Below are 18,953 nucleotides of genomic sequence, written 5' to 3'. Positions count from 1 at the left end.
TTTATTTTAAAGAGGAGCGTTTTTATGTATTAATTGACGCTTAATATTATGAATAATTTCATTTAATGACTTGTGTTTAAACCTTTTCTTTATTTCTATCGTCAAATTGAAAAAGACAATGAAAAAAGGAATAAAATGAAGTATCTAGTGTCTGTAATATTGTGTGTTTTGGTTCTATTTACGAGCGGTACCTATGCAAAGCCGACTAAAAAAGTGTTGATTTTAACTTCTAACCTAGTTGATATGGGCGACCCTGAAAAACATGATGCAAGAAACAACCTATGGGAAGTCGCACCGCCATATCATATTTTTTTGAGTCACGGCTTTGAAGTGGACTTTGTATCACCAAAAGGCGGTAAAGTAGAGTTCCAGATGTTTGCGATGGGGATCAGTAAATACACGATAAAATATGAGGGATTCTTAGATAAGACAAACAATACCCTTAAGCCTATAGATATCAATGCTGATGATTATTGGGGTGTATACATTGGCGGTGGCTATGGTCCACTTTTTGATGTGGCAAATGACAAAAACATTCAATCAATCATTGCGAAAATATATGAGGCTGGAGGTGTTGTTGGCTCTGCTGGGCACGGTGCTGGGGCATTCGCAGATGTTATGCTTTCTTCAGGGGAGTATATGGTTAAAGGTAAAAAAGTGGCAGGGTTCCCCAATTCGACAGAAGTTACGAAGTCTTGGGCAAAGCAAGGCACACTTTTACCTATCATGGTTGAAGACAAACTGAATAAAAACGGTGCGATAGCTCAAAATAAAAAGACTTTAGATGATAAAACGCAAGTCGTGATTGACGAGCGAATTGTTTCGACGCTATTTTTAGACTCGGCAGCTATTGTTGCAAAAGAAATGATCATAGCACATAAACAATAATCAGTTTTACTATTTCATTTTCGTTCTTTAATGGCTAGTGCTCATTGAGATGTCAGTAGAGAGGTTCTATTTATCCTCGCCAATTTAAAAGTAGACAATTAGTTAGAGCGATTGAAGCTATACAGTTAAGACTTTATTGTATACGTATTTTAAGCTTAAACCAGTGCGGCAATAGAATTCGCAATTTTCACAAGCCTGAAAATAACGGAGGTACTAAGTAATAGCTGTGAAAATTTTTAATGACTCAACAAAATTAAGTTTCCGCCAATAAACGATTACAACTGGAGAAGGACGCATGATTGCAACGACATGCTTGCTCCAGTTGTTCTTTATCATGATAACAACCGCTCAAGTTTCATTGACCCTTAAACTACCTATGGAATGCGGCAAAGTGAAGTAGTGTAGGCCTGTCTCCATTACAAGACTCATCTGTTATGATTAAATTGATAGGCTTGTTTGCCATCCATACTGCCAGCAGAGCGGCATACTGTGTTTTGCCCGGTTCTTTGGAGGAGTCAACGGCGACAACATTTCCAGGGTGCCCACACCCTTTTGAAGAGTGAAGCGAATCTATCCCTATCGTAAACTGATTATCATAGAATTCTACGTATTCAATCTTTGCGCCTGCTATTTCACTTACCCCTGCTTGAGAGAGTAAAGGAAGGAGCGTTAATGCCAATGGTAGAAGAATTTTTTTCATCATTTGTCCATTTAGTTAAGGGTTATATTGTGATATCGATAATAGTTTGTCAGAGCCTTGTTTTGTCACTTGGTTTTATGAGTATCTAGCAGAGTGATGAAATATGCGCTTTAAAACTAAACATACCATTGTAAATAAGTTTTATATTTTAGATAAAGCACCTTCACGATAGAGTGCTAGTTACCTGTGATTTCAAGTCCAAGAATCGAAAACACATTATAAGGAAAGATTGTTTAAATTAAAGTTAAATTTGTTTTTTTATTGTGTTCTCTCATGAGTTTTTTTATGATGATTTTAACTGTTTTTTTTATCTGCCTTTGGACTGTTTTTTTATAATTTACATCAATACGTTATGTATCATTATTTATTCAATTTTGGTAATTATCCTTTGGATAAAGATAAAATATTATTTTTATCATTACACTCGATATCACAAGTACGGCGATTGAAATCACTGATGTGTGCCACCTTATTAAGTCACACCTGATAATGGCTCTAAATTTACATACTATGAGTCTGCTTTAACTTTTTAAACTCGGCAAGCTATGTATCAGCGAACAAATCACCCTTCTAGTCAGTAATACTTTGAAGATCTAGGCACAAAAAATTGGCTTTGAAAAGTCTGTCGATTCGTACTGAGCAGTATTCTTAAATCCTCATATATTATTGGCTACTTAGCGTAAATTAAATGCAAGCGTTTTTATTTGAAGTCACTTTATCAAAGACCTTATTAAAGAGATTCTAGGCAACAAGTCAGCTCTGTTCATTCAGAGGGTTTTGAATAGAAGGGCTGTTGGATTGATATGAAGAACGCTGTCCTAATGCGTCAGATTGAATACGATGCTGGTGTATACTTTATCTGAAAGTGAATCTGCTCTCATTTAAGCTCAAATTAAGTGAACTTGAATGTGCCATTATTTCGCTTTTTATTTCTAATTTAAATAGATAGGAGACTTATGTATTTAAAAAGCATGCATCACGCAGCGATAATTTGTTCTAACTATGAAAAGTCAAAAGCTTTTTATACACAGGTATTAGGGCTGACTATCATTGCTGAAAATTATCGGCCATCTCGATCTTCTTATAAGTTAGATTTAGCGTTACCGGATGGGGGGCAAATAGAGTTATTCTCATTTCCAACGCCTCCAAAGAGGGTGAATGGACCAGAAGCGTGTGGCCTGAGGCACTTAGCATTCAGTGTGCAATCGATAACTCAAATGATTGAACATATTGAAGGTTATGGGATCGAAGTGGAGCCAATTCGTGTTGACGAGTACACGGGTAAGAGGTTCACGTTTTTTCAAGACCCAGACGGGTTGCCTTTGGAGCTTTATGAACTTTAAATCTAGAATAAAGGTGCTGATGATCATGATATCGACTCGCACCTTTATACTTGTTTTAGCTCAATACTTCGTATGTTTAAAGTGCTCTGGCAAACATTGCCCAAAACATGACTCTAACATGGGAGTGGGCAACAATATCAAACTCTTCTTCTCTTCCTGCTCGATACTTATGCGCCATTTTATCTAGTGCGAAGTCGATAATTTCATTGGTATAACCGGCATACCAAGAAAACGGAGATTGGCCTTTAAAATGCTTTTCAAAATCTGTATTAGCCAAGCCTTGGCGAATGAATGATTGGACGTCTTTGATATATTCTTGCACAAATGCTACATCCGCTTTGTAGCCAATATTACTGTGCCCAGTTACCATGACATCCCAATCTAGCTCCATGAGCTTGTCAATATCATGTTTGTATGCGATGGCATCTTCAACATTCGAAAAGCTTCTAAACTCAAGCTGGTCGGGGTGCACCAAATCAATTGCATGAATGACTTTTCGACCGTTGTTGCTGATTAAAAATGCTGTATTGTCAGGTGTGTGACCGTTAAAGTCGTCGAATATTTTGATTTCTTGGCCTTCAAAATAAAAAGACTCCGACACGGTTTCGGTGATAGGTAATGGCATGGTCACGCCATGAGAAATAAGCGCATTTTTAACTTCTTTAGTACCCAGAACTTTAATGTTTTTATTTAACAACTTTTTGGCGATAACTCGAGAGTCGCCAACGTGATCAGCGTGGGCATGAGAGTACAAAATTGCACTTAATGGTTTATCGGTAATAGATTTTATTGCACTAAGTAAACGCTCCCCAGTGCCATAAGGCGCATCGATAAGTAGCACACTTTTTTTACCAACAACGACTGTCACATTATAGTTAGATACCGAAACCCAATATACTTGCTCGCTGAGTCGTTGTACTTCATAAGGCAAGGTAAACCTCTCGACATGAGTACCTTTGACTTTTTGGTTTGGCTGCACAATCTCGATTTTTGAGGCCGGTTTGTAGGTAAATTCTGGTACGTGGGCATCAGCAGAGAATGAAAAAAGTAGTGCTGCCAAGGTTGATGCTGTGCTTTTAATCATGAAATTGGTTCCTATTACAATTAGCTTATTCGAACAAAGTAAGGCAGAGTCCCAATTAACGTCTTTAGTATTACTTTGTTATATTAGTTACTTTTTTATACTATAGAGGTGAATGGAACGGGCATTCAAGTAAGCACAATTTTGTAAGATAGTATGGTCGAGGTAACCAATGAATAAAATCAATGAGTTAGAAAAAGAAGATATTTCAAAAAGTTCTGAGGGCTGTCCTATGACATCTGTGATGAATGTAATAGGTGGAAAGTGGAAGATAATTATTTTGTATCACTTGAGAGACTCAATTTTAAGATTTGGAGAATTGAAGAAACGGATACCGAACATCACACAGAAGATGCTGACCCAACAGTTAAGAGAGTTGGAAAGGGATGGGTTGGTAAAAAGGACTGTGTACCCAGAAGTACCCCCAAGGGTTGAATATCAGAGTACCTATTTGTCTGACGAGTTACGACCAATTATAGATATGCTTTGTGATTGGGGGAAGAGACAGCAGGCAGTATCAAAACTAAAAAATTGAGTGCTTAGTTTTTATGGAAAAGTCTCAATCGAAGTTAAGGAAAAGAATAAAAGGTTAATTATGATTAAATTAATATTTTTTGTGTTATTTTTAATCATTTTGGTTGGTTTATGATTACTGATAAATAAGTTTTTTGGCTTGACTCTTACAATTAATAACATTTGGCGTGTTGCGGTTTTCAACATAAATATTATTATTTAGGCATTTTAAAATAGTATGTAACTTTGGTATTGGGTTGCTGTATTTTTTAGCCTAACGTCAATACATATTTTATTATTTTTTCATATATAAAGTAAGGGAATCCAATCTTGAAACCACTCAGTCAAGCAACCATCTTAGCACTTGCCTTAATGGGCGTGACCGGATGTAGTGGCGGTGATGTAACTAAAGAAATACAAACTGATAATTCAGTAATTGAAAAGCCACTGGTTGATGTCGTCGGCAGTATTGAAAAAGGCCCCTTTGTTGTTGGGTCAAATGTAATTATCAATACTTTATCCGATGATGGAAAAAACACAGGCTCAACGATAGTAACTAAAACAGTCGATAAACTAGGTAATTTTAAGTTTTCGGTTGAGAGGGATAGCTTGCTACAAATTTCAGCCACCGGATATTATCGCAATGAGATAACAGGCGAGCTGTCAGAGGGAACCATCACCCTTCGCTCTATCTATAAATCAACAGATTCAAAACAGCAGATAGCCAACGTAAACTTATTGACTCATTTAGCAAGTGCTAGAGCGTTGAGTCTTATCGAAAATAACGGTTTACAGTTTGAAGCTGCGCTGAAGCAAGCTGAAACAGAGTTTTTGTCGGCATTTAACAGTGTGATCGCCGAATCTGAAGCTCTGGATTTCTCCAACCTGTCAATTTTAGAAGATACTAATCAGGAAGCCAGTGCTTATCTTTTAGCCGTTTCGTCTCTTGCCTATCAGTATGCCTTGGATGAAGCGACGGTTAAATCGACTAACCCAGATGCTGAATTGACAGCGTTGCTTAATGAGCTAGAAAGCGATTTTGCCGAAGATGGCAGTTTTGCAGCGAGTCAAATACTTGATGGGTTAAGAGTGTCGCATAAGAAAATTGATCCAGCGAAGGTTAAGGAACACTTACTTGAATGGAGAGAAGATAACGAAGCAATAAAAATACCGGATATCAATGTATTTTTAGACACTGACTTGGATGGAACGCCTAACATCACAGATGAGGATGATGACAATGACGGCGTCAAGGATGAGCTGGATAAGTCCCCATTCAAACCAGATTTTATTGTCAATGACAAGTCGATCACGCTTCCTGAGGATACAGTTGCTACAGTTGACGTGACTGCAAATGATCCACTGGGCACGCCGATTGGCGTTACTGTTGAGTCTTTACCAAAATTTGGGTTACTTTCCGGTGTGTTTCCAGAGCTGAGTTATACCCCTAATCTAAATTTTGTAGGGCAAGATAGTTTTACATACAAGCTTACACAAGAAAATAAAGTGAGCGATTTGGTCACGGTTACATTAATTGTGACTGCTGAAAATGACGCGCCTGAAATTTATGGCGAGCCAAATAGCCAAATTACGGCATTAGAAGAGTATGCGTTTGCGCCTGACTATGTTGATGTTGACGGCGATCTATTGCAATTTTCGGTGGAAAACCTACCTAGCTGGGCCACGTTCAATTCAAGTAATGGCAGCTTACAAGGGACTCCAAATAACGAGGATGTTGGAACATATTCAGGTGTAAAAATCTCAATAAGCGACGGCGAATATACAGTTTCACTGCCAGAATTTTCCATTGAGGTAAAATATTCTCAGTTGGCAGCGCCAGCGACAGTCAACAGCGATGTTTCGGATGCAGGATATAAGAAAAAGCAAGTTGCACTAAGTTGGGAAGCTATTAAGTATGCGCAAAGCTACGATATAGAATTATATACCGATGAAGGGTTAACAGAGCTTGCTTATAGTGCTGTCAGCTCGTCTAACTCGTTAGAGTTCGAACAAGCACTTGGATTGTATTATGTACGTATGCGTACGACAAATCCAGACAATGTTAAAGGTCCTTGGAGCGCTGCTGATGCGATAGACATTGGTACGTTTACTCGTACCCTTGGTGGTAGTGGCATGGATTCAGTCGAATCAGTTTTGAATGTTGTTGATGGGCAAATTATCTTAGCCCACACTAATTCCATTGAAGTAAAAGAGGACGTTGGCTCTGATGGTGTATTTTGGTTATTTAAAGTGGACTTGAATGGTAACATTCAGTGGCAGTCTTTCTTAGATACAACCAATTATAAAAAGCGCACAATTAGTGGTTTTGAGATGCTAACTGATGGTTCGTTAATTATTTTAGCAACTGAAAATAATACGACGTATTCAGCCACCGTTGTTTCCGCTGAAGGTCAGTTTGTGAGGGAGTTTGAAATTACTCCACCTGTGCAAGGGCAGCACTTACAAGGCTTCGCTGATACCAAGTTTGGTGCTTTTGTTAGCTTTGACTCGTGCACAGATTGGTACTGTGCAACAACAGTATCTGTACATGGTATCAATTTAGAGTCAGGAGTACTGACTGAAGCCATTGCAATGCCTAAAATTGACGGTACAACTTTTACTAATTGGCATAATTTAAGTACAACTAAGAGTGGAGATTTGCTTGTCTCTGGACAGCATGTGAAGGAAGGGGCACCATTACATTCAGGGTTTGCACCGTATATCCAGGTTTTAGATAGTAGTATGTCACCCACATTCAGTTGGAACGGCTTAGAGTCATCGCATTTAATGCCTTATTCAACACGAACCTATGAATTAGAAAATGGAGACTTTGTTCTAGGCGCGGAATTAGTCATGATGGGTTACTGGGTTGCTAGAATCGATAGAGAAACTAACCGATTATCTAACTACTTTTTCGAAGAAAATAATGGTGTCGCTTTTAACGGCAAACCACCGATCATACCTTCGAAACATGGAGTATTATTTGCCTCATATAACATGAACAGTGATGAGAGGAAAACACAACTGATTGAGTTTAATAGTGACCTAACAAAGCGAACAGAAATGACAGTTGCGGGCTTAGGCATTCAATCGGGAGCTGGACTCTTTGAGCATAATGATGGCGGGACATCGATTGTTATGACATCGAGAGAAAATGGCAAAGATAGTATCGTAATTATTAAACGATAGAACTCACATTTGAAAAGCCACCAGTTTGGTGGCTTTTCATGACTGGTTGTCCGAAAGTTGAACACTGTTCAGAGAAATGATTTTGAAAGCGTGTTTTTGTGCGCGAAGTTGTTTGCGATGGCGCAAATATAAAGGGCTACTGTAGCTCACTATTTTAACTTTGGAAATTGACCTGCCATTCAAAATTCTATCACGCCTATGATTGGAAAAATTATGAAATCAGCGTATTTAGTACGTGTGTAAAGAGCCCTCTGTGGTGTGCATATGGGACTTAGGAGTGAGCGCTTTGTTATGTGGGTATTTAATCACTTGAAGCCTAGATGTCAGGAGTGTTCAATGGAGTAATGCTGTTTCGTGAATCTATGTGAATGCGCGATATGATAATGACAGCCCTAAACTTATGTAGCTGGCTGAAACGCATGGCTGAAGTCAGTTAAGGCCTACGTCAAGTAGGTGCAAGAGTAACTTACTCTTTCTAAATTGGCTAAAGTAGCTCATTGATAAAAGGCGCTTGTTTAATTAAACAGCGCCTTTTTACTTTCTGTTATTTGGTCATGACATATCACTATTGCTTGGAGTGGGGAGAAGCTGCCAAAATACTTTTACCAATGCGTTCACTATTTAGAGTGCACTGTTCAATACCATCAGACACAATGCTCAGTTTACTTTTCAAGCCAGAAATTGATTGCCAACTCTCAAAAAGTTGGTGGACCGCTTTATTTTGCTCATCTGAGCAGGCGAGTAAAAAGTTATAAGGAAACCACTGTAAAGATTCGCTGGAAATTCTGTTGAAAATCTCATTTTTTCTCGCATTGATGAGCTGCACAGAAGAAACTCTTAGAGCTGGGTTAAAAATAGGGAATTGAAAGCGGTAGTCTATGACCATGCCCTGTGTTTCATCGCTCAATAGTAAATCGTAATACAACGCCGCTTTAAATGCTGAATCGACATAACCCAGCCCAGACAGAAATGCTTCTTTTTCAGTTGTAGGTATCGCGCTAAAGTCCTGAATGAGAGATTTATACTCTTCATTTGTTGCGTTTTTTGCCAATGTCATGACGATAGCATCAAAGTGAGCGTGCCCGATGTGTTCACCTGATTGGTAGACACGCTTTGCGGCGTTTACCGCATTGGAGTCTTGCATATAAACCCCATAAAGTTTCATTAAACTATTCCCATACGGCTTCTCCAGGGCTTGTTGCCATTGGATCTTCAGTTTAATGTGCTTCTGCAAGTATGAAGTATAAGGGGAGACACTATTTAGTTGCACATGTTCAAGGTATGCATCAATTAAAGTACTGACAATTTCATCCGCGCGAGGGGTACCTAGTTGTAAAAGGTTGAGCTCAGTGACTAGCGCGTTTGTGTACTTCATGAAATCGACATGTCCAGTAATTGCAAGGGCTTGCAAATTGTCGTTAAAGGAGGCTTTCTCCTGACGTGATAATTTATGTATTGGTATGTCTTCAAAATCTGATTGATTTACAAATCGGAAATAACCCACACCGCCTGCATCGAGAAAGACAGCCTTGACGTCTTTGTTTAGAGCCACTTTCTGCTTGTGCTGTGAGAGCATGAGTTTGTGGGTAGATATTTTACCTCCGTCCCAGAGCTTCAGAGAAACTGGAATTGTCCAAAGTTGCTCAGGGCGATTAAATAAGTCTTTTTGTTCGATAAAAATCTGATTGTTGTGACGCGAAAGGGTTACCAGTGGATAACCAGTTTGGCGCGTAAAACTAGAGATGACGCTTTGTAGATTGGGATCTTCAAACAGTTTAATAAACTGTTTAGTACTGACGTTTTGACCGTGGTATAAATCTACATAGCGTCTCATAAGGGATTGAAATGCTCTTTCTCCCACCGCTTGTTCAAGCATTTCTAATAGAGCACGTCCTTTGGTGTAATGCAGCTGGCCATACGCAAGCGTATCTTTTCTGGACTTTACATCAAAGACCAGTGGCATTGCTTTACTGTTGTCATCTTTGAATGCGCGTGATTGTGGTGTGTAAGTACATAAATCTTGGTTTGGATACAGGTTTTGTATGACTTTAGCCGCAATAAATTCTGTAAAGGATTCATTTAGCCAATAATCATCGTACCAAGCCATTGTGATGTCGTTGCCAAACCAACTATGCGCAACCTCATGGGCTATCAGTTTTTTAAATTGGCAGTGGGCTTTGTCTGTGGCGTCCAGATCGGGTATCTGATTATAGTTTATTGAAACTAAACCCAGATTCTCCATCGCGGCCACGCTGCCATAATTACCGACAATAAAGTCCAGCTTTTTAAATGGAAAGGGCGCGTCCAAATACGTTTCTATATGCGATATCGAGGCGTTCACAATCTGATTGAAATATGTTGGTAGAGTGATAGGTATGCGCTTGGGCACGTAGACTTTCGACTTGAGGTGGCCGGTGTCCAGTGGTGTTGCATTAAACTGACCTATGGCTAAAGACAGTATATCTGTGTTGAGCCGTGGCGTCGCTTTAAATTGAGTTAATTTGGTTGCGTGTTGTTTTGTAATAGAGTGCACACGGGTATTGTGCAGTACGTCATACTCTATCGGCGTTGATACGCTGAATTTAAATATCGACTTTTTATTTGGTTCATCTAGAGAAGGAAAAACGCCCCTCGCTTCCATTGATTGAAATTGCGTGAGTAGGTATGCCTGTTCTCGCCCTCTAAACAATCCCTCATGATGCGAAGATAGGTTACCACTAAACTGTATATGCAAAGTTGCCGAGTCTTTTAGTTTTAAAGGCGCTTTGTGGCTGACTATTTCATATTGATTAGGCGCTTGTACTGTTAGGGGGTATCGCTTGCCATGGTATTGCAGATAAACATCTTTAATATTGAGTGCCTTACTGTGATAAGAGATGACATCAGTAGGCTTGGCGAAGCTCAGGTGAAGTGTCGTTACACCAGAAAAAACCTGCTTTTGAGGGTCGATATTTAAATGCACTGCTTGTTTGGAGAGGTGAGTATGTTGAGGCAGTCTAAAAGCTTCGTTAGCAAAGCTAGAAAAAGAGGAGAAGATAAGCAGAAATATTGCACAAAGGCAAAATAGGCGAGGTGATTGCATAGAGGTTACTTATAGTTATTTATGCTGTTAATCTACATTATTTTTTATACAGATTATAGCTAAGTTATACGGTGAGGGAGTGATGTGCAGGTTAGGTGTTTAAATCACACTCTAAACTTGTCTATTTTTTTGATGGTTAACTATGCTCATGTAAACAGAGTATTTTTGTAAGGTGCACAATGTCATTTTGGTGTAGAGCAATTACCATGATAATTCTTATTGTGACTTCTTATTGCTGTGCTGCAAACAAAATTGTCTCAGTGATCACTTTACCTGATTATGAGCCATTTGGTTCTTTGGCCCAAGGTGACACGCATGTTGTTAAAGTCCCGCCCGGAGAGGATAGCCAGCTTTTTGAAGGGTTTGCTTGGGATGTTGTACGTGAGAGCTTTCATTCAATGGGCTACACCATAGAGCTGTGGGTTGTGCCATGGGCTCGGGCGCTTACTTATATTGACTCAGGGCGAGTTGATTTAATTTTTCCAGTTAGTATCAGTGCAGAGCGACTCAAAATTTATCGTTACTCTAAAGAACATGTTAACAGTGTTTTTTACCGTTTATACATTCTAAAATCCCAGCCAATTGAATGGCAGTCACTCGAAGCATTACGCGGAATGACCATTGCGCAAATGCGGGGCTTTAACTATGGAGAAAGGTGGGCGTTGCTCAAGAGTGTTGAAAAATATGATGTAGGTGAAATCATCCAAGGGTTTGAGATGCTGATGAGCAAACGCGTCGAAGGCTTTGTTGGTTATGAGGGGGTCTGGGATACGGTACTTCAGCAACATAAATTAGATAAAGACATCATAAAACTTCCCATGTTTGACAGTAATAAAGAGTATCTAGCTGCCTCTTTAGGAAATCCAATGGGGAGAAAGTTGTTAAAGCAGTTTGATTTAGGGAAAAAGCGAATACTGGAGAATGGTAAACTAAAAGAAATACAGCGCAAGTGGTCAAAAGTTTTGAGTGAAAACGGCACAGACGATTTTAGCCAGTAAGTGTAATATGTTAAAAGGCGGTGATTTTAAGTCTAATATAATCGTTTTTATTTTCAGTATAACCCAATCGCCCACCATGCAATTTTTCATCTTAATAATGCACTTATAAAAAGATGTATCCATTTCATTTCTATTGTTTTAATATTTTGCGGTTTTTAATATCTTCAGGCGAGAATTATGATAAAAAAAATAGCATTAGTCAGTGCAATCGCGCTCATTTTATCTGGTTGTGGGGGGTCTTCAAGCTCCGAACAGCCACAAGCTCCAGAGCAATCAAAAGTACCAGAGCAGCCAGCGCCAACAACCAATACAGCACCGACTATTTCAGTTAACGAAGCGACTGATTTTTTAGCGGTCGACGGTGGTAGCCTCGAATTGTCTATTAAGGACAGTGAGGATGATGACATTAGCGTTGCTATTATATCCGAGCAAACATGGATAACTGCAGCGCAGACTGATACGACATTGACGCTAAAATTTGCGCCGACGTTATTTGATGTTGGCCAACATCAAGTAAAAATCGAGCTTTCAGATGGTAAAGCAACCACAGAGTTTGACTTGCAGGTTACTATTAATGAAAACCCAGCACAATGGGAAGAGCATACGCTCACAAATGAACTACTTCTGGGCGGTTGGGCAACTGAAGATGAGAGTTTAGTTCTAGCCTTTAATAGTGCGAATAAAGGCATGGCCATTAATCAAGGAAAGCTAGGGCAACTACTACTAGAAAAGGATGCTCAAGGAAAGTTACAAACACACGTTTATGATTGCCAATATGTGAACGCATTTGCTGAACCAAGCAAATGTTCGGCACGTGTTTCGGTTGACTTTAAAGTCATTGCAAATGAAGAAGATAAAATACGCGTTGTTTATCAGCCTCAAAACCAAACGCAATTGATAAAAACCTTGCACAAGCAAATAGATCCGAAGATTAATGATGAGTTTGACTTTGGGATATCGACTTCGTCGTTTCTTGGTAGAACTACGGGAGTCAGTAAAATAGACACATCGGGCGAGTCTGAATCTATTATTTATGCAAAAGTACTTCACTACGGGCCAGATAGTGCAGCGAATATTTTTACAGCTGGAGTGTACGCAGAGTTTGAAGGTGGTAAAGTTTCGAAGGTTTTTTCAGAAAAAAAGCGTAATGTCTTTGTAGATATTCCAGAATCCATAACATCAAATTATTCCGGATACCTATATCGTAATACCTATAAAAGTTTAGATCTTTTATATGCATCTAAAAAATATGCTATTTTCGATACAAGCTATGAAGGTGAGCTTCATAGCAATTATGACGATCCAGACCTCGCACCTACACCAGAAGCGAAAGCTTATATTGATGCATATTTAGCGCCTCAGCAAGGTATGATGGCGATCAGTGCCATAACGAAAGCAACCGATGTAGCTTTGGCCGCGAATTCAAGATATGTAACAATGGTGGGCTTAGAAAATAAAGTTGACAAGCAAGGAAGTCAAGAATCAGAATCTTTGAGTTACTTTGTTACAAAAGGACCCGGAAGTGTAATTCTAGAGCTTGATTCAGGGGTAACACGAGAAGCGAGCTATACGATTTCAGACGGAGTCCTTGATATAGAACTGGACAGCCAATCAAGTAAATTCAATTTAGTTAACATCCCAAACAGTGATTTGCTATTCTTAATCAACACATTTGAGTATGCCATTGGAGCTGAACCTCTAAAAACTTTTGCCAGCCTAAAGATTTTGACAGAAGTTCAAGAAGGCATTCGATTACAAGACCATTTAAGTCAAAAGTTTCAAAACCCCTATACAGGCGAAATTATTCGATTCGAAGAATCAGAGGTAGCCTTTACATATGCCAATTTCGAGCAGCCTGTCCTGCAACCTGTTGAATATTTGGATGATGGTAGTGCAAACATGACGGAATGCAACATTTGGGATGAAGGTCAATGTTGGTTGCCATCAGGTGTAGTCTATAACTACAAGATAGTAAGTATGACAGATGACCAAATTATATTGTTTAAAACATCCATTGCGGGGGCCGCGTCAAAAGATATTGAAGTCTTTAATATCCTCTAGAGTAAAGTGAAGGGCTATTAGCCCTTCTTTTTTGCATTTTATTCACTGAGTGCAGAAGCTTGGTTGATATTGATATATAAATTGTGTCTTGGTCATACTGGTGTTATCTACATAGCTAAGCTGACTTGCGATGCTTTCAAATAAGCGAGCGGCACGTTGTGTTACGGTTTTACTAAAATCACCTTGCTTATCTGCATATTTGAACGAGAGCTCGGCTACCAGAGGTATTTCGGCAAATTCATTTTGGTACCAAAGGGTCAGGGAAAATTCTGCCTCTTGTCACCCTAAATCAACAGTATACCCTTCATAGACTCGCTCATTTACGGTTAATCCGGAGACAAGACGCAAAGGTGTTGAGTCTGGTAACTCATAGGTACTCTCAAAGCCTGCAAAGTGTTTATTAATATCTTTTACTTCATTGATATTTCTACTGTTAGGTACTTTAGTCGAGTGTCCATAAACAACTTTCCACACACCACTGTTTGCGATACTAAAATCCGCTTCTAGCTTTGTTTTTGCTTCATTATGCTGACTTGAGACATCTTCAAAGCCAGACAAGTAGCTATCTACATGACGATATTTTAAAGTGATCTCTGAACTGTCATTCTCGATACGTTCTCTGAATATATACCCAAGCGTGTTTAAGGTGCATGCATGGGCTACATCATAAAAGCGAACTTGGCGTACTTTTGATAAATACGAAGTGCCAAGCAGCGGCTTACTTGTTGCGGAGAAGGTCAAATCAGCAACCTCATTAAATACTTGGTTAACCCTATGATGTTCATTAATTTTTGAAAAATACGCCGCACTCAGCATGACTTTGTATTCTTTAGAATCAATAGTGGGAGCGGCGAGTAATTTCAGCGGCGCGACTAGGGTAAGAAAAATGAGGAGATGTTTCATAACAGGCCTTTATATCTAAAAAGCGGCTTTCGCCGCTTTTATAATTATTGATTGAGTTGCAAGTTTTCGAACAAATAGAGCTTATTTCCATCGATTTGGGTGCGCCCTGCATCCAAATACTTTTGCTCTAATACGCCGTTGCTAGACCAAGTAGCAAAGTCATCATCGTTAATCACAGCCAAGCGACTATGGTCAATTAACCACATCCCCTCCAGCTTATCGTGGGGGTAGGCAATTTCTTGGACAAGATCGAGTACTAACGTTTTGCTGACAGGCTGAATACCATGTGTAGTGAGTGTATCCCAGCTATTTTCAAGTACTGTTTGCTCAATGGTTTTTCCTGAAATTAACAGGCCAAGATCAGGGTCTTGAGATAGGTCGTTATTCGTATTTACTTGTTCAAGGTCGGTGGCGTCAGACAAACTAATTTTGTAAATACGTTTCATTGCATCAGGAGATTGTTGGTAAAACGCACCATCACGCTCGATGACGAGGAACTCTGAGTTGGATAGTGCGACAATGCCAGAATTGGAATTTTGTGCTTTTTCCTGCTTGTATAAGTACTGGCTTATCTGTCTAGTTTCTAAATTTATGGTCACAATGCGTGTAACATCTAGTGATTTTACCGCTTTATCTGGGTTGTACATCGTCGACTGCATAATGCCGACGAGTGTTTTTTCATCCGGTGTAATTGCAAGCCCTTCCATGCCTCTATTCGCTCTGCGGTTTGCAAACTCTTGCGGTAAATGAAGAGAGACACGATCATCATTTTTAAAGGCATTGATACGTTCGATTTCTCTGCCCTCTGCATCAAAGTGTACGATGTGCGGTCCATATTCGTCACTTATCCAAAAACTGCCATCAGACAGTGCCACTAGCCCTTCGCCATCTAGCCCATAATCGTCCAACTTGATAGGGTTATTGAATTCATCGAATACTTTTGTCTGATCTACCAACACAGGTTGACCGTCTGCTGTGTAAGGGGTTTCACCTGTACCGCCAAAGTTACTGGTATTTGGAAGCCCTGAGATTGGAGTACCGTCCGGACGCTTTAATAAAACGCCTTTAAGCTTTTTGATACTGCCATTTTGCTGTAACTCGAATAGTCCAATGCGAGGTGTATAATCAGGTATTGGAAATTTCTTGCCTTTGCCGTAGTCGCCAGTATAAGTCGCATTTGGGCCTCTATCTGTCAGCGTATAAAATTGGTTTTTGATTTGAGGGTGAGCCACCATATCTGAGCCAAATCCCCCATTTCGAATTTCGAATACACTGCCCTCAACATGTCCGTTTTGTAAGTCGCTTCTAAGTGCCGTATAGGGCAAGGCGACCCCTTGTGCTGTTAATGGAGAAGGTTGGCATACTGGGTTATTCTGGGATACCTCTGAACTACTCAATACACCGTCGTTATTGGTGTCCAGCCCAGACTCTATCGCAATCCCGCCAAAGAAACAGGTGCTGTCACCCATGGGCAACACCGTTTGGTTTACGAGGCTAGATAAGCCTGCATTGCCATCTTTACCAGCGGCCCCATTCGCGCCATTATTACCGGTAGCACCTTGTGCGCCGTCATCGCCATCACACGCTGTTAGACTAGCAACAAGTGCACATGATATGAGACCGAGATTTATACGCTTCATTCCATACTCCTTCTTATTATGTATTATTGCGCAGCAAAACAACTGATTAAAACTTGCGCTAGCATAAACATGCAGAGTCATAGAATTATGACATTTGAAGTTTATATCAGAGGTTTATAAAGAGAGGTAAAACGAAGATGCATTAGTTGGAGTATCTCACTAATGCATAGAATTGGGCGGATATTATTATATTAGATAAAAACGATGCAAACCTTCATAGCGAGCTGCTCTCTAATCTAATGGGCCTCCGCCATGTTCAGGAGGTGGTGGACAAGCATCTTTCTCACGCTTGGTATGTGAGTAGTGTGAATTGCATGCTGAATCAACCAATACACCTATACCAATACCGAATAAGAGCATAAGACTGCCCACACTGATAAACATCTCCCAATTGAAGGCGGCGTTTGGGCCTTCTATTGAGGTGGCTATGGCTGTAACGATTGGTAGCACAAACCCTAATACTCTCCCTTTTCTGCTCCACCAGAGTACAAAAGTAAATTTATAATTTGACGTGACTCGTTTTTTCATGTGACTAGGTTACCACTTTTTCTTTTATTTTAAGCTTGAAACATGCAGTTATCATTATTGGGTATGGCACCATAAATCAATCTAGCTTGTTGACTAAGTTGTCCTTCAATATGATCTCGTAACCGAGCATAACGGTTATCCATAGAGTCCGATATACATTCTTAATCGTCAAACTCTCTACAAACATCAATCAGACTCACCGTGAAATCGTAAAAGTTTTGTAACGATTGTACACTTAGAGGGTTGGCTAGAAAGATAGGTTTGGTCATTTCTACTCTAATAGCAACAGAGGGTAACCCTTTAATGATCCAAGCTGCACATAATAGCGTAGCACCAATCAAGACAATTGTTGCAGGACCACTTAACGCATGAACTTTTCTGCCATTTTGCGTGAGAAAGGCGAGTGCGGTTAATATAGATGTTTGCATATCCGCTAAGCAAAGCGTTGCATCCTTTGCATAATCGAGGGATTTTTCGGCCCCATTTTTGGCTACACCAGTAAATACTGCGCCATCGGACAATGAATTATAAATGAGTAACATGGCGGCAAATGTAATGGCGGCTATGACACACCACTGTGCTGATTTTTTTCATTCCTCTTGCTCCTTGCATTGGCCATATCTATGTGTATTTGGAAAACGTGTTCAGTTTGTCCTAAATTTAGATGCAGCGTCTAGCGCAATCAGTACTCAGTCGCATGGCAAAGATTCATCGTATCGCAAAGTTAAGACCTCATAGCCATTTTCTGTCACGAGGATAGTGTGCTCCCACTGAGCAGAAAGTTTTTTATCTTTGGTGACCACTGTCCAGCCATCTTTAAGCGTTTTGACTTTATGTGAACCTTGATTGACCATAGGTTCAATAGTAAAAGTCATACCCGGTTTCAATACCAATCCGGTGTCTTTTTTACCGAAGTGGAGTACATCTGGGCCTTCGTGCATTTCACTGCCAATCCCATGGCCACAAAACTCCCTTACGATACTGTAACCCCTGCGTTCCGCATAGCTCTGAATCGCATAGCCGATATCACCAAGTTTAGCGCCAGGTTTTACGAGCTTGATCCCTTCCCACATGGCTTGATAAGTCTCTTTAGCAAGTTTTTTGGCAAGGGCGGAGGCTTCTTGCATCACGTACATTTTACTTGAATCGGCCAAGTAACCGTTGTGTTTTAACGTCACATCGATATTAATAATATCGGTGGATTTTATTTTTTGGCTGACTTTAGGCATGCCATGACATACGACTTCATTAGTAGACACGTTGATTGCATAAGGGTAGCCATATTGGCCCTTTGTAGAGGCTATAGCGCCAAGTTTGTCTGTAATGTAAGCTTCTACAAAGTCGTTAACATCCATAGTCGTCATGCCGACTTCAATATACTCGTCCAGAGCTTTAAATACGCTGGCAAGTAGTGCCCCAGACTCTCTCATGCAACGTATATGCGCATCATTTTTAATTATGACTGGTTTCATTCTGCTTTTTTCTTACTTGTTCTAATTCTATTTGGATTAGCTCTACAAAAGACTTGTCTTGGTTTTGCTCTGCAAGACGACCGATTTTTAACCAGAATTCAGCTTGTGAATTAATGGAACGAGACATAACTTGGCTAGCTAGCCTAACTTCTTCATGAAGTTCATCAGAAATTTTTACGATACCCATGATATACGTTATATAGCAATTTATATATGTATTGTATAAGCTGTGAATTAAAAATCAACAGATAACCATGAGCTGTGTATGAAAATTGTTTTATGACAAATTTATGAACATGTCTGGTGGGGAATTATCTGGTCAGAGAAGGCAAAAAAAACGCCCAGTAATGTGTGAATCTGGGCGTAGGGGAAGGCTCATATGGAGCCGTGCGCTAACTTTAACACCTTCTATTTACATATAAGGGAGAAGTAGAAAGTCTATTAAGTGTAGTTAATACAGTTAAAAACTTACAAACAATCTGACATTTTTAAAACTGTTAAAAATCAATTTCTTATGCGTATATAAATTAATAATCTTAAAGTTGTCAAAAAGTT

At 39.6% G+C, this 18,953-nt stretch carries 15 protein-coding genes; 6 read left to right on the top strand and 9 right to left on the bottom strand.

The annotated features are described in order from the left end of the window. Window positions 1-135: 135 nt before the first annotated feature. Window positions 136-888: a type 1 glutamine amidotransferase domain-containing protein gene (locus A7985_RS06845; protein WP_065789666.1), complete on the top strand. Its 753-nt coding sequence runs from the start codon at window positions 136-138 to the stop codon at window positions 886-888. A gap of 370 nt (window positions 889-1,258) precedes the next feature. Here A7985_RS06845 and A7985_RS06840 read toward each other — a convergent pair whose 3' ends face one another. Next, window positions 1,259-1,591, bottom strand: coding sequence for a sugar-binding domain-containing protein (locus A7985_RS06840; RefSeq protein ID WP_256096651.1), 333 nt, complete (start codon window positions 1,589-1,591; stop codon window positions 1,259-1,261). Window positions 1,592-2,544: 953 nt separating this feature from the next. On the opposite strand from A7985_RS06840, the gene gloA2 reads away from it, so the two are divergent. Continuing rightward, window positions 2,545-2,931 (top strand): SMU1112c/YaeR family gloxylase I-like metalloprotein, encoded by a 387-nt coding sequence (gloA2, locus tag A7985_RS06835; protein WP_065789664.1) that lies wholly within the window; start codon window positions 2,545-2,547, stop codon window positions 2,929-2,931. Window positions 2,932-3,007: 76 nt separating this feature from the next. Here gloA2 and A7985_RS06830 read toward each other — a convergent pair whose 3' ends face one another. Beyond that, entirely contained in the window at window positions 3,008-4,015 is a 1,008-nt protein-coding gene (locus A7985_RS06830) for an MBL fold metallo-hydrolase (RefSeq protein WP_065789663.1), read from the bottom strand. A gap of 169 nt (window positions 4,016-4,184) precedes the next feature. On the opposite strand from A7985_RS06830, the gene A7985_RS06825 reads away from it, so the two are divergent. Together A7985_RS06825 and A7985_RS06820 are read left to right on the top strand one after the other, a co-directional pair. Continuing rightward, a complete protein-coding gene (locus tag A7985_RS06825) occupies window positions 4,185-4,547 on the top strand; it encodes a winged helix-turn-helix transcriptional regulator (protein WP_065789662.1) in 363 nt (120 codons plus the stop codon). Between the two features lie 308 nt (window positions 4,548-4,855). Then, the gene (locus A7985_RS06820; protein ID WP_065789661.1) at window positions 4,856-7,714 is read left to right on the top strand and encodes an Ig-like domain-containing protein; all 2,859 of its coding nucleotides are present in this window, start codon (window positions 4,856-4,858) and stop codon (window positions 7,712-7,714) included. Window positions 7,715-8,279: 565 nt separating this feature from the next. On the opposite strand, the gene A7985_RS06815 is transcribed toward A7985_RS06820, so the two are convergent. Beyond that, on the bottom strand, window positions 8,280-10,796 hold the full coding sequence (locus A7985_RS06815; RefSeq protein WP_065789660.1) for a M1 family aminopeptidase: 2,517 nt from the start codon (window positions 10,794-10,796) through the stop codon (window positions 8,280-8,282). A gap of 206 nt (window positions 10,797-11,002) precedes the next feature. Here A7985_RS06815 and A7985_RS06810 point away from each other — a divergent pair, with 206 nt between their 5' ends. Both A7985_RS06810 and A7985_RS06805 read left to right on the top strand, forming a co-directional pair. Further along, window positions 11,003-11,794, top strand: coding sequence for a substrate-binding periplasmic protein (locus tag A7985_RS06810; protein ID WP_176716695.1), 792 nt, complete (start codon window positions 11,003-11,005; stop codon window positions 11,792-11,794). A 177-nt stretch (window positions 11,795-11,971) separates the two neighbouring features. Next, window positions 11,972-13,855, top strand: coding sequence for a hypothetical protein (locus A7985_RS06805; protein WP_065789658.1), 1,884 nt, complete (start codon window positions 11,972-11,974; stop codon window positions 13,853-13,855). A 279-nt stretch (window positions 13,856-14,134) separates the two neighbouring features. Here the strand turns inward: A7985_RS06805 and A7985_RS06800 are convergent, their stop codons facing one another. From A7985_RS06800 to A7985_RS06775, 6 genes are all read right to left on the bottom strand, one after another. Further along, on the bottom strand, window positions 14,135-14,758 hold the full coding sequence (locus A7985_RS06800; RefSeq protein WP_081310447.1) for a hypothetical protein: 624 nt from the start codon (window positions 14,756-14,758) through the stop codon (window positions 14,135-14,137). 44 nt (window positions 14,759-14,802) lie between these two features. Beyond that, a complete protein-coding gene (locus tag A7985_RS06795) occupies window positions 14,803-16,398 on the bottom strand; it encodes an esterase-like activity of phytase family protein (RefSeq protein WP_065789657.1) in 1,596 nt (531 codons plus the stop codon). 231 nt (window positions 16,399-16,629) lie between these two features. Beyond that, the gene (locus A7985_RS06790) at window positions 16,630-16,926 is read right to left on the bottom strand and encodes a hypothetical protein (protein WP_065789656.1); all 297 of its coding nucleotides are present in this window, start codon (window positions 16,924-16,926) and stop codon (window positions 16,630-16,632) included. 161 nt (window positions 16,927-17,087) lie between these two features. Continuing rightward, on the bottom strand, window positions 17,088-17,468 hold the full coding sequence (locus tag A7985_RS06785) for a hypothetical protein (protein ID WP_065789655.1): 381 nt from the start codon (window positions 17,466-17,468) through the stop codon (window positions 17,088-17,090). Between the two features lie 147 nt (window positions 17,469-17,615). Further along, a complete protein-coding gene (gene map / locus A7985_RS06780; protein WP_065789654.1) occupies window positions 17,616-18,398 on the bottom strand; it encodes a type I methionyl aminopeptidase in 783 nt (260 codons plus the stop codon). Beyond that, window positions 18,379-18,585: a ParD-like family protein gene (locus A7985_RS06775; protein ID WP_065789653.1), complete on the bottom strand. Its 207-nt coding sequence runs from the start codon at window positions 18,583-18,585 to the stop codon at window positions 18,379-18,381. Before A7985_RS06775 ends, map begins: the two co-directional genes overlap by 20 nt. Between the last annotated feature and the right edge of the window lie 368 nt (window positions 18,586-18,953).

Source organism: Pseudoalteromonas luteoviolacea, assembly GCF_001696455.1.
Lineage (GTDB): Bacteria > Pseudomonadota > Gammaproteobacteria > Enterobacterales > Alteromonadaceae > Pseudoalteromonas > Pseudoalteromonas luteoviolacea_C.
Note: the sequence above shows the minus strand (reverse complement) of the source record. Positions and strands in the feature narration are given on the sequence as shown.